The organism is Galactobacter valiniphilus, assembly GCF_003575975.1.
Classification (GTDB): domain Bacteria; phylum Actinomycetota; class Actinomycetes; order Actinomycetales; family Micrococcaceae; genus Galactobacter; species Galactobacter valiniphilus.
Map to the genome: position 1 here is coordinate 47,210 of NZ_QQXK01000024.1, position 12,573 is coordinate 59,782.

Here is a 12,573-nt window from a genome sequence, read left to right on the forward strand (position 1 = left end):
CGGGACGGCCGACAAGGCGGGCCGCGCGCGTGACGCACATCACTCCACCTTAGCCGGACGCAACGCTCCCCGGAGCTGCCCCGAAGCTACCCCTGCGCGAGGAGGTGGCGAGGGGTGGCCTCCGGGGCTAGATCAGCGCTGGGCCCCGCCCCTTACCGCAGCCATGGCGCCGGTGAGCGAATCGCGGAGGGGGGATGACAGGTGCCCTTCGGCCAAGGCCGTCACCGCCTGGGCCATGGCCTGCCCTACCTCGTCGGTGGTGCCGCCCATGCCCGGGCCCGTGAGCGACTGCATCCCTCCGATCACGTGGACAGCCGCCGCCTCGACGGCCGCCGCGGCCTCCGCCTCGCCCAGATGGCCCAGCAGGAGGGAGAGTGACAGCACGGCGCCGGCCGGGTTGGCGGCGCCCGTGCCGGCGATGTCCGGGGCCGAGCCGTGGATGGCCTCGAACATGCTCGGGGCGCTGCCATCGAGGTTGAGGTTGGCGCTAGCGGCCACGCCCATGCCGCCCTGAACGGTGGCCCCCAGATCGGTGATGATGTCGCCAAAGAGGTTGTCGGTCACGACCACGTCGAAGCGCTCCGGCGCGGTGGGCAGATGGAAGCACATGGCGTCCACGTGCACGTAGTCCACCTCCACCTCCGGGTAGCGCTCGCCAATCTCCGCTACGGTCCCGGCCCAGAGCTTGCCGGCCTCCACGAGGATGTTGGTCTTGTGGCACAGCGTGAGCTTGCGACGCCGGGCGGCGGCCAGGCGGAACGCGTACTCCACCACGCGCGCCACTCCGGCCTTGGTGTTGATCGACTCTTGAACGGCGACGGCGTGGGGCGTGCCCTCGTGCACGGTGGAGCCGCGGCCCACATAGGCACCCTCGGTGTTCTCCCGGACGATGACGAGGTCGCAGCGTTCAGGCGTGAGGTCCGCGATGGGTGTGCGCACGCCCGGATAGAGGCGCACGGGGCGCACATTGGCCGCCTGCGCAAAGCGCTGGCGCATCTGAAGAATGAAGCCGCGTTCGAGGATGCCTGGCTGCACCGAGGGATCCCCCATCGATCCAAACAGGATGGCGTCATGCCCCCGCAGGCGCTCCTCGATCTCCGCAAAGAGCTCCCCGGTGGCCACATAGTGATGGGCGCCGGCACTGAAGACCTCGCGCGTGGTGGTGAAGCCAAATGCCGCCTCGGCGGCATCCAGCACCGCGAGCGCGGCCGAGGTGACCTCGGGGCCGATCCCGTCGCCCGGCACCACGGCGAGCGAGTAGGACGAGGGCTGCTGGGGGGTGTTACTCGACATGAGATTGCCTCCGATTTGTGATGCGCGTTACTATAACCAATATAACTGGTAAGACCACTCCCGTGGCGGTTCGCCCGGGGACCGTGCAACCGGTCTACTGATCCCTCGGAGGACGCATGACCCAGCCCGCGCTGCCCATCGACCCCGGAGTGCAGTTGCCCTCCGCAGTGCTCACTCACCTCCTGATTGGCGACGCCGACCGGCCGGCCGGCGCCTGGACGCCCGCGCGCTTCCCCTTCACGGGCGAGGTCTTTGCCCAGGCCCCCGCCGCCTCCGTCGACGAGGCCAAGGCGGCTGTGGCCGCAGGCGCCGCGGCACAACGCCCCATGGCAGCGCTCTCCTCCGCTCAGCGCCGCTCCATCGTGGACACCATCCGCGAGCGCCTCGCGGCACATGAAGGTCAGCTCCAGCGCCTACTGGTCCTCGAAACGGGCAAGCCGCTCGTGGACTGCCGCGTCGAGACGGCGCGCACGCTGACCACGTGGCAGGCCGCGGGAGACGAGATCACCCGCCTCACGGGCGAGACCGTCCCCTTGGACCTGCAACCCCTCGGCACCGGCATGCTCGGCTACTTCACGCGCAAGCCGGCCGGGCTGATCCTCGGCATCGCCGGTTTCAACTACCCGCTCCTGCTGGCCACGCACAAGATCGCCCCGGCACTGGCCGCCGGCTGCCCCATCATGCTGAAGCCCTCGCCGGACACCGTGCTGACAACGGCCTGGATGGTCAGCATCATCCGCGACGTGCTGGCCGAGCACGGGGTCCCGCGCTCCGCCGCCCAGTTGGTCTCGGGGGCAACCGAGGTTGGCGAGGCACTCGTGGCCGACGAGCGTGTGCAGGTCATCTCCTTCACGGGTTCGGCGGCCGTGGGCCACGTCATCTCCCGCAACGCCGCCCCGCGCAAGACCGTGCTGGAGCTCGGCTCGGCCACCGGGCTCATCGTCGCCGAGGACGGCGACGTGGACGCCGCCGTGGACGCCGTCCTTCGCGGCGGCTTCTACGCCAACGGCCAGGCCTGCATTTCAGTGCAGCGCGTGGTCCTGGCCCGCCCCATCGCGCAGCGATTCACCGAAGCACTGCTGGAGCGCCTGCCCGAGGTGATCGTGGGCGACCCTCGCGACGAGGCCACGCGCGTGGCACCCGTCATCAACGCCCGCTCGGCCGAACGCATCCTCTCCTGGATCGACGCCGCGGCCGAGGCCGGCGCCACCGTCCTGGCCGGCGGCCGGGCCGCCAGCCACGCGGAAACGGGCCTCGTGGCACCCACCGTCCTCACCGGCGTCGAGCATTCCTCCCTCCTGTGGGCCGAGGAAATCTTCGGCCCCGTGGTCTGCCTCGACACGGTGGAGACCATGGACGAAGCCATCGACCTCGTCAACGACTCCCGCTACGGCCTCCAGGCCTCCGTCTACACCGCCTCGCTGAGCAACGCGTTTGCAGCGATCGACCGGCTGGCGGTCGGCGGCGTGGTGGTCAACGAGATCCCCGGTTTCCGCTCCGACGTCATGCCCTACGGCGGCGTCAAGGACTCCGGGATTGGCCGCGAGGGCCCGCGCTGGGCCATGGAGGAATTCACCGTGACTCGCATGGCCATGATCCGCCCGGCCTGACCGGCCTTCACCGCTCCCTCCACGCCCGGCCCGCCGGCACCACCCCTTCTTGAGGAGAACAATGACCTCCATCGACTACTCGCACCTCTTTGGCCTGCAGGGCCAGCGAGCCATGGTGATCGGCGCCGGCTCCGGCATCGGCCGCGAGTCTGCGCTGGCGCTTGCCGCCCACGGCGCCGCGCTCGTGTGCGCCGACCGGGACGCAGCCACGGCGGAGCAGACCGCCGCCGACGTCCGGGCCACGGGTGCCGAGGCCACGTCGCTGCGCCTGGACGTCACCAACCAGGACGACGTCGCAGCGGCCGCCGCGGCCTACCCCGACCTCGCCGTGCTCGTGTTCACGGCCGCGACCAATGTGCGCAAGCGCATCGCCGACTATTCCCTCGACGAGTTCGACCGCGTCGTGAACCTCAACCTGCGCTCCTCGTTCCTGCTCATCCAGACGTTTGCCCCGGTCATGGCGGCCAACGGCGGCGGCTCCATCATCGGCTTCGCCTCCATCCGCGCGCAGGTCGTGGAGCCGGGCCAGGGCGTCTACGCGGCCAGCAAGGCCGGCCTGGTGCAGCTCATCAAGACGGCGGCAGCGGAGTTTGGCCCGCAGGGCGTCCGCGTCAACGCGATCGCCCCCGGCGTGGTGGAGACGCCCCTCACGGCGCAGATCAAGGCCAATCCGGAGTGGTACGGCGCCTACGCGCAGAAGTCAGCTCTTGGCCGCTGGTCCCGGCCAGAGGAGCTCGCGGGGGGCGTGGTGTACCTCGCCTCGCGGGCAGCGAGCTTCGTGACGGGCTCCACCCTCATGATCGACGGCGGATGGACCGCCATCGACGGCCGCTACACCCCGCCGGCCTGAGGACCGGGCGGCGCTCGGCTCAGCGCGCCGCGGGCGCGCACCGGTGCCGCGCTGGGAAAGGGATCTTCCCTTCCCAGCGCGGCACCGCCTGTGTGAGGCCCCGTCTCACCCGTGGTTGGGGCGGACGGGACGCCCCAACTCAGGGCACGAGCGACCAATCCGGCGTCGCTTGCTCCCGCACCGATTCGAACCAGGCGGCGGCGGCCAACACCGCGTCGTCTGCACCGATCGGTCCGGCGATCTGGAGCCCGATGGTCCGGCCGTCAGCGGTGAAACCGCAGTTGACGGTGGCGGCGGGCTGGCCCGACATGTTGTAGGGCAGGGTGAAGGAGATGTGGGCCATCGGCTGATCGGGATCGTCGATGGGCATGGGGCGCTCGGCGGGGAATGCCGCCATGGGCGCCACAGGCGAGAGCACGAGGTCGAAGCCGTCGGTGGCTGCGCGCGTCACCTGGGCGATCTGCGCCTGCCGGTCAAAGTTACGGATCGTCGCCGCGCCGTCGTACTGGGCACCGCCCCTCGCCCACCGGGCGATGTACGGCAGGACCAGCTCCTGCTGCTCCGGCGGCAGCGCCTGCAGATCGTTCCAGGAACGCGTGCGCCAGAAACCGTCCAGGCCGGCCAAGGCCTCCGCGGGCATGAACGGCGCGACCTCCTCGAGCCGGGCGCCAGCGCCGGCAAAGAGCCCGACGGCGCGTTCAAAGGCCGCGGCGACGTCCGGTTCCACGGGCGCACCCGAGCCGGCCTCACGCTGGACCGCCACGCGCAGGTGCGAGGGTTCGGCCAGTCTGGCCGCCCAGTTCATGGGGCTGTAAGCGCGGGAGAGGTAGTCGCGCGGGTCCGGCGTCGCGATCACGCTCATCATGGCCTGCAGCTCCGCCACGGAGCGGGCCATGGGACCGGCCACGCGCCCCTTGTACGGGGCGTGCAACGGGACAAGTCCATCGCTCGGCTTGAGCGTCGCGAGCCCCGCCCAGCTACCGGGTAAGCGGATGGAACCGCCGATGTCCGTCCCCACGTGCCAGGGGCCGTAGCCGGCGGCCGCGGCGGCGCCGGCCCCGGCCGATGACCCGCCCGTCGTCAGGGTGGGATCCCACGCATTGCGGGAAATGCCATGCAGCGAGGAGACGCCGGAGGAGAGCATGCCCCAATCCGGCATGGTCGTGGAGCCCACGATGACCACCCCGGCCTCTTCGAGTCGGTCCACGATCGGCGCGTTCGAGGGGGCCAGCGGCGGCTCCGGAAGGGCCGTCCCGGAGGGTGCCGGGCGGCCCTTGCGCCACACGTTCTCCTTGACCGTGGCCGGAACGCCGTCCCACCGGCTCAGCGGCGCGCCGGCGGCCCAGCGCCGGGCCGAGGCAGCCGCGTCCGCCCGCACCTGCTCCGGGTCGAAGAGGTACAGAGCGTTCAGAACCGGCTCGCGCTCTTGCACCCTTTCGATGACCGCCTCCGCCACCTCGCGGGGGTCAAGCCCCTCCGCATAGGCCTGGGACAGTTCGGCGGAGGTGCGCGATGCGAGGGAAGTCGTCAGCACGGGTGGTCCTCTCGTGAGGGGAGTGAGGGGAAGGTCAGTGGTGGGTGCGGTTCACGCGCGGCGGGCTTGCCTGGCCGCGCTCACGCGTGCCGGGCCAGAATCTCTTCGCGCAAGTTCATGGAGCTCGCCACGAGCTGCTGCGTGTAGGGATGCTGGGGCGCCGTGTAGATCTGCTCCGTGGGCCCCTCTTCAACGATGGAGCCGGCGTGCATCACGATGACGCGATCGCACAGGTGTCGCACCACCGCGAGGTCATGGGACACGAACACCAGCGTCAGCGCGTAGTCATCCACGAGGTCCGCCAGCAGGTTCAGCACCTGCGCCCGGACCGAAACGTCGAGCGCGGATACCGGCTCATCCGCCACCAAGACCTGGGGACGGCAAATGAGCGCGCGGGCGATCGAGATGCGCTGACGCTGGCCGCCGGAGAACTGATGAGGGAACCGCTCGAGCGCCGACACGGGCAGGCCGACCGCCTCCACCATCTTCTCCGCCAGGCCCCTGCGCTGCGCCGCGTTGAGCGCCTGGCCGGGAACCAGGAGCGGCTCCGTGATGATGTCCAGCACGCGCATGCGCGGGTCCAGCGAGCCCATGGGGTCTTGGAACACGATCTGCAATTGCTGACGCAGCTCACGCAGTTCCGACTCCCTGGCCCCGGCGACCTGGTTGCCGGCAACCGTCACGGAGCCGGAGCTCGGGCGGTCCAGGCCAGCGAGGATGCGCAGCAAGGTGGTCTTGCCGGAACCCGATTCGCCCACGATGCCCAGACGCTCCCCGGGTGCCACCGAGAAGCTGATGCCCTTGAGCGCGTCCACCGTGCCCGGCAGGGAGAACAGGCTCGTGCGACCGCGCGTGTATGTGCGGCGCAGCTCCTTGACCTCGATGACCTGCTCCTCGTGGGCGGCGGCCAGCGACTCCGTTTCCTCTAGGGCCAAGCGATCAGCGGAGCGCTCGGCGAGCCGCACCATCTGTGCCTTGGCGTGCTCCTCATCCGAGGCGGGAGGCGTGTAATCCCGGGCGGACACCACCGTGAAGAGCCGTCCGTTCTCGTCGGTCGCCTCGAGGTCGCTCGCGGCCAAGAGCGCCCGCGTGTAGGCATGTGTGGGCCGAGTGAAGACCTCTTCCGTGGTGCCGGACTCCACCACCAGACCCTGGTGCATGACCATGACGCGCTCACACGTATTCGCCACCACGGCCAAGTCGTGGGTGATGAAGAGCAGGCCCGTGCCGCGCTCCTTGACGGACTCGCCCACGAGGTCAAGCACCTGCCGCTGGACCGTCACGTCCAACGCCGTCGTGGGCTCGTCACAGATGAGCAACTCGGGATTGTTGGCCAACGCCATGGCCAGCATGACGCGCTGGCGCTGACCGCCGGAGAGCTGATGCGGGTAGGCCTTGGCCGCCTCCGCCGGGTCGGGGAGTTTGACGGCGTCAAGCATCTGCACGGCCTTCTGCGCGGCCTGCGCCCGGCCGGCCGCCTTGCCGTGAATCCTGATCACCTCGGCCACTTGCGCGCCCACCCGCATGAGCGGGTTCAGCGCGGTGAGCGGCTCCTGGAAGACCATGGAGACGCGGTCTCCGCGCAGCCCCCGCACGGCCCGGTCCGGGGCATCGACGATGTTGTGCCCAAAACCGTTCAGGCGCACCTCGCCGGAGGCCCGCAGGCCATCGGGGAGCAGGCCCATGAGCGCCAACGACGTCACCGACTTGCCGGAGCCGGACTCACCGATGAGGCCGATCCGCTCGCCCTTGGCCATCTCGAAGCTCACCCCACGCACGAGCTCCACCTCCCCCAGCCCCACACCAAGCGAACGGACGCTGAGCAGGGAAGGGGCGGCTGCCGCACGGTCATCGTGAGCGGAGCTCATGACTTTCCTCCAGTCATCTTCGGATCGAAGCGGTCTCGCAGGCCGTCACCCAGCAGGTTGAAGCCGAGCACGGCCACGGCGATGGCCACGCCGGGGAAGATCGCGAGCGCAGGCATGCTGTCCAGGAACTGCTGCGATTCCTGCAGCATGCGTCCCCACGACGGGGTGGGCGGGGGCGTGCCGAGCCCCAGGAAGGACAGCGCGGCCTCGGCCAACACCGCAAGGGCAAAGGTCACCGAGCACTGCACCACCACCATGCCCGCAATGTTGGGCAGGACGTGCCTGCGGGCCATGCGCAAGGCGGGCTGGCTCGAGGCCCGCGCGGCCTGCACGTACTCCGTGCTCATGACCTGCAGGGTGCCTGAGCGGGCCACGCGAGCGAATCCGGGCACGGACCCGAGGCCGATCGCGACCATGGCGGTCACGGTGGAGGCGCCGAAAGAGGCGGCAAACATGATGGCCATGAGCAGCGCCGGGAAGGCCAGGAGGATGTCCGCGAAGCGCATCGTGACTTCCTCCGCGGCCCCGCGGCGCATGCCGGCCCAGATGCCAAGCGGCGTGCCCACCAGGAGGGCGATGCCCACGGCAACGACGCCCACGAGCAGGGTGATCCGTGCTCCTTGGAGCACGGCGGAGAAGGTGTCGCGACCGTACTTGTCCGTGCCGAACCAATGCGTGGCGTTGGGTGCCTGCAGCCGGTCGGAGGGCATCGCCTGCGTCGGGTCGAAGGGAGTCCACACGTAGGAGAGCAGTGCGGCAAGCACGACGACCGCCACAAGGCTCGCGCCGATGCGCAGGTTGAGGGTGCCGCGGCGACGGCGCGGGCGACGGGTGCTTGTGGAACCTCCGGTGGCCGGACGCCCCTCTGTGGCCGCTTGCTGTGATGTGGTGCTCATGCCGGGCTCCTAAGCGTTCGTGCGCTGGCGGATCCGGGGATCCAGCACGGTGTAGAGGACATCGACGAGGAGGTTGATGAGCAAGGTGATGCCCACCAACACCATGACCACCGATTGCACGGCGATCATGTCGCGGTTACCCACCGAGTCCAGGAGGAACGAGCCGAGTCCCGGGATGACAAACACGCGCTCGATCACCACGGCACCGATGATGAGGGCCGCGAGCTGGACGCTCGTCACCGTGATGACGGGGATAGCCGCGTTGCGCAGACCGTGCTTGAGCAGCGCCTGCAGCGGTGAGAGGCCCTTGGCCCTGGCCGTGCGCAGGTAGTCCTCGCCCATGACCTCGAGCACCGCGGAACGGACGTAGCGCGTGAGGATCGCCGCCTGCACGCCGGCCAGCGCCATGACGGGAAGCGTGACCCTGGAGAGGAACGCCCCCACCCCCTCGGCGGGCGGCACCCAACCGTTGGAGGGGAACCACCCCAGCCTCAGCGAGAACACGGCCACGAGCAGGACGCCAAGCAGGAAGCCAGGGATGGCGATGCCCAGCTGACTCAGGGCGCTCACGACGGCGCCGGAGGCGTCCCGGTGCCTCACCGCGGCGAACGTCCCGGCAGGGATGGCGACGATCAGAGCCACGATGATGGCCAGCGCCACGAGGATCAGCGACACCTGAACGCGGTCCACGATCTGTCCGGTGAGTTCGGTGCGCGTGACGTACGAGGTGCCAAAGTTGCCCGTCACGAGCCCGGAGAACCAGTCCCAGTACTGCACGATCAGCGGCCGATCGGTCCCGAACTCCCGGCGCATCTGCTCCACGAGCTCGGGGGTGGCGTTCTCGCCCGCGGCGATCTGCGCCGGGTCGCCGGGGACGGCCCGCATGACGATAAACACCAACACCGAGGCCACAACAAAGGAGACAACGAAGCGGGCGAGGTTGACGAAGGTGCGTATCAGCATGCGGGCCTTTCCTCAGTGATGCGAAGGGTTGATCACTTCCAGGCGATGCCGGAGAGGCTCAGCGCCTCGGTGACCGAGTTCGCAGGAACACCGGCCAGGCCGGCCTTGCCGACCACCACGTTGGGGAAGATAAAGAGCGTGTCAGCGGCCGCGTCGTCCACGATCTGGCGCACCACCTTCTTCATGCCCTGCACGTAGCCAGCCTCGTCCGCCTGGTCAGCGGCCGCGGCGTCTGCCTTGATCTTCGAGTTGTCGTAGCCGATGTAGTAGTCGGGGTTGTTGAACATGGTCAGGACGTCGCGAGACTCTACGGCGAGCACCACGGACATCTGGTATTCGTGCTTCGTGAAGACCTTGTCGAGCCAGACGGCCGGGAATTCTGCGGACTCGATCTTGGCGTTAATCCCGACTTCCTTGAGCTGAGAGACCACGATCTCGGAGACGGCCTGGGCATACGGGCGCGTCGGCACGCTGAAGGTGATCGAGAGGTTCTCCGCCCCTGCCTCCTTCAGAAGGGACTTGGCCTTGTCCACATCGTGGGGGTACACGCTGTTGAGGTCCTCGTAGTACGGGTCGGTGGTCGGCACGGGGCCACCCACTTGGGTTCCGAGGCCGGCCCATGCGGTATCCATAACAGCCTGGCGGTCCACGGCGTACATGACGGCCTGACGCACACGGACGTCGTTAAACGGCGCCTTCTTGTTGTTCATCGACAGGATGATCTCGCCGTTGGAGGTGCCCTTGAGCACCTGGTACTTGCTGTCACCCTCGAAGCCGCTGAGCAGCTCGGGGGCCTGCATGTTGTACACCAGGTCGACGTCGCCGGACTTGAGAGCGTTGGTGGTCGCGACGGCGTCGGCGAAGTATCGCAGGTTCACCGTGGGGATGCCGGGCTTGGTGCCCCAGTAGTCCTCGCGGGCCTTGAGCGTGATGGCCTCTCCGCGCTTCCACTCGCCCAGCGCGTAGGGGCCGGTGCCCACGGGCTGGTTGGCCAGGTCGCTCACGCCAGACTCATCGAACATGGCGCCAACGAGGGTGGTCATGGAATAGAGCCACGCCTGGGACGGCTGCGAGAGCGTGACGGTGACCTGAGTCGGGGAATCGACCTTGACCGATGAGACGACATCCATCTTGGACTTGAGGCCGTTCTTCCAGGCATCGGACTTCACGCGATCCAGGGAGAACTTCACGTCATCCGCGGTGAAGTCGGCACCGTTGGAGAACTTCACGCCCTCCTTCAGGGTGAAGGTGTAGCTCTCGCGGTCCTCGGAGACCTTCCATTCGGTGGCCAGCAGGGGCTGGATCTTGCCCTCCTGGTCCACCTGGACGAGGCCCTCGTAGACGTTGGACATCATGGCCTGCGGGATGGCAGCGCCGGCCGTCGTGGTGAAGTCGAGGTTCACGGGTTCGCCGGTCAGGGCCACGTTCAGCGTGTCCTTGGCGGCGGCGTCGCCTCCAGAGGAGTTGCTTGACCCGGCCGAACAGGCGGTCAGGGCCAGGGCGCTGACGAGCCCCAGCGCCGCGAGACGGCTCGCGAAGAGGGCGGGGATGGAACGACGCATGTGATCCTTCTTCCTCGGCGAGGCGAACGCTGCGGACGCTCTCGACGCGTTGAACGGGGGTGCGAACACCGATCGTGATGTGAGCCATCTAACACCAGTTTGCCACCAAGAGAACATAGATGTCTTGTCCGACCAGTTACCTCTGTGCAAATCCTCTCGTTCCGACGTCACGGCACTAAGGTTGCGCACAAACCCGATCGTCGCCGCGAGGAGCGGCCACAGGAGCGTGAACGCCGTGCCACCAGCCCAGTTCAGCCCGGCCGTCCCCGTCCGGACGTACGAGCGCATTGTTGAGCAGATCGAGGGTGCCATCCGCGCGGGGGACCTCCGCCCCGGGGATCACCTTCCGAGCGAGCGCGAGCTCATGACGCAGTTCTCCGTCTCCCGCCCCACCGTCCGGGAAGCCCTGCGCGTCCTCCAGGTGATGGGACTCGTCGAATCGCGCGCCGGCAGCCGCGGCGGGCCCGAGGTCCTCGCCCCCTCCTCCTCTCTCATGGCCCGGTCACTCAGCACCCTCACGCTCTTGGACTCGGTGGGACTGACCGAGCTGCTGCAGTTCCGCATGATGTTGGAGTCCACGGCCGTCCGGCTCGCCGCAGCACGCAGGGACGAGCCGCAACTTGAGCTCATGCGGCGGGCCATCGACGCCATGGAGGGCGCCGTCGGGGGCGACGCCAGCGATTTCGCCCAGGCGGATCTGGACTTCCACCGAGCGGTCTGGAAGGCCTCAGGCAACGAGCTGATCGCCGCCTGCGGACAGGCCGTGTCGGAGGCCCTGCTCGCGTCCATGCAGGCGGAACTCTCGTCTACGGCCGACACGGCTGCGCTTGAACAAGACTCCGTGGGGCGCGACCGGGCGCTCTTCGAGGCCATCGAGGCTGGCCGCCCGGCCGAGGCCTCGCGGCTGGCCAGGCGCGCGCTCTTCGACCGCTTCGATCATCTCCTCTCCACCCCCGGTTCCCTGGAACCCCTCGTGCGCGACGAGCCGTAGGGGCGCAGCGCGGGGCCCGTCCCCTGCGCATGGCGCAAGACGGCGAAGGCCGCGGGCGGCGCGTTGTACGACCCTGGTCTGATGCACTCGGGACCCGGTTCCGACCCACGCAGGACGCCAGGCCGGCCACGCGGCGCGTTGACTTGAAAGCATGACCGGCCATGCCCCATCCCATTCGCCCACCACGGGCCAGTTTCCGCCACTCGCCTCGAGCGCCCCGAGCCCGCGTGGCCGTGGGGTCGCCTCGGAGACCAGCGGCCGAGTGGTCCCCGGCGCGGGCGAGCCCGGCCTCGCCTGCGTTCCCTGGGCAGGCATCATGGTGCTGGCCGCGGCCGGCGCGGTGCTGGCCCTCGTGGCGGCCCCCTTCGCCCTCCCGCTCTCCGAGGCCGCCACGGCCTGGCTGGGGGCCGGCGGCAGCGGCGCGGGCGTGGACCGACTCGGCGACGCCGGGGTGGCGGGTCTTGGCCTGCTCGCGGCGCTCGGGATCACCCTCAGCCGACGCTCACCGATCGGCGAGGAACGGGCCCGCTGGGCCTCCGGCCTCGTCGCCGCCGCGGCTGCCGCGGTCGCCTTTGTGGTGGCCTCGGGACTCAAGAACGTGGTGCGCGAGATCCGCCCGTGCAGCGAGCTGGGGCTGAGCGCATGCCCGCCGCTGAACGACTATTCGTGGCCGAGCAATCACACCGCGGTGGCCGTGGCGCTGGCCGTGGCCGTCGTCATCGCGAGCCCACGGCTCTGGCTGCGGCTGCTCGCCGGCCTGCTGCTGGTCATGGTGCTCGCCTCCCGCGTCGCCTCCGGCGCGCATTGGGTGCACGACGTCGCGTGTGGAGTGGCGCTCGGAGCGCTCGCGAGCTTTGTGGTGCTGGCCGCGGTGAACGCGGTGTCCGTGGCGGTGGGCCGCCGCCGGGCCGCCGGGGAGGCGCTCTAGCTGTTCTTCCCACTGACGTTGTGGACGCGATCGATGGGTGAGAGGCCTCCGATGCCGGTGTGGGGTCGGTGATGATTG

The 12,573-nt window shown here is 69.3% G+C and carries 10 protein-coding genes; 4 read left to right on the forward strand and 6 right to left on the reverse strand.

The annotated features are described in order from the left end of the window. Positions 1-132: 132 nt before the first annotated feature. Complete coding sequence (locus tag DWB68_RS11800; RefSeq protein WP_119425327.1) at positions 133-1,293, reverse strand: 3-isopropylmalate dehydrogenase; 1,161 nt, start codon at positions 1,291-1,293, stop codon at positions 133-135. Positions 1,294-1,409: 116 nt separating this feature from the next. Between DWB68_RS11800 and DWB68_RS11805 the strand changes: the two genes are divergently transcribed. Both DWB68_RS11805 and DWB68_RS11810 read left to right on the forward strand, forming a co-directional pair. After that, complete coding sequence (locus DWB68_RS11805; RefSeq protein ID WP_119425328.1) at positions 1,410-2,903, forward strand: aldehyde dehydrogenase family protein; 1,494 nt, start codon at positions 1,410-1,412, stop codon at positions 2,901-2,903. Between the two features lie 61 nt (positions 2,904-2,964). After that, a complete protein-coding gene (locus DWB68_RS11810) occupies positions 2,965-3,753 on the forward strand; it encodes an SDR family NAD(P)-dependent oxidoreductase (RefSeq protein ID WP_119425329.1) in 789 nt (262 codons plus the stop codon). Between the two features lie 139 nt (positions 3,754-3,892). Here the strand turns inward: DWB68_RS11810 and DWB68_RS11815 are convergent, their stop codons facing one another. The 5 genes from DWB68_RS11815 to DWB68_RS11835 all read right to left on the reverse strand — a co-directional run bounded on the left by DWB68_RS11815 (position 3,893) and on the right by DWB68_RS11835 (position 10,576). Beyond that, entirely contained in the window at positions 3,893-5,287 is a 1,395-nt protein-coding gene (locus DWB68_RS11815; protein WP_119425330.1) for an amidase, read from the reverse strand. Between the two features lie 80 nt (positions 5,288-5,367). Further along, on the reverse strand, positions 5,368-7,155 hold the full coding sequence (locus DWB68_RS11820; RefSeq protein WP_119425331.1) for an ABC transporter ATP-binding protein: 1,788 nt from the start codon (positions 7,153-7,155) through the stop codon (positions 5,368-5,370). After that, the gene (locus DWB68_RS11825) at positions 7,152-8,051 is read right to left on the reverse strand and encodes an ABC transporter permease (RefSeq protein ID WP_119425332.1); all 900 of its coding nucleotides are present in this window, start codon (positions 8,049-8,051) and stop codon (positions 7,152-7,154) included. Before DWB68_RS11825 ends, DWB68_RS11820 begins: the two co-directional genes overlap by 4 nt. Positions 8,052-8,060: 9 nt before the next feature. Next, positions 8,061-9,014, reverse strand: a complete 954-nt coding sequence (locus tag DWB68_RS11830; protein WP_119425333.1) for an ABC transporter permease — start codon at positions 9,012-9,014, stop codon at positions 8,061-8,063. A gap of 32 nt (positions 9,015-9,046) precedes the next feature. Next, positions 9,047-10,576, reverse strand: a complete 1,530-nt coding sequence (locus DWB68_RS11835; protein WP_119425334.1) for an ABC transporter substrate-binding protein — start codon at positions 10,574-10,576, stop codon at positions 9,047-9,049. A 226-nt stretch (positions 10,577-10,802) separates the two neighbouring features. On the opposite strand from DWB68_RS11835, the gene DWB68_RS11840 reads away from it, so the two are divergent. Beyond that, complete coding sequence (locus DWB68_RS11840) at positions 10,803-11,567, forward strand: FadR/GntR family transcriptional regulator (protein WP_233548781.1); 765 nt, start codon at positions 10,803-10,805, stop codon at positions 11,565-11,567. A 151-nt stretch (positions 11,568-11,718) separates the two neighbouring features. Continuing rightward, a complete protein-coding gene (locus DWB68_RS11845) occupies positions 11,719-12,495 on the forward strand; it encodes a phosphatase PAP2 family protein (protein WP_147391669.1) in 777 nt (258 codons plus the stop codon). The last annotated feature ends 78 nt before the right edge of the window (positions 12,496-12,573 follow it).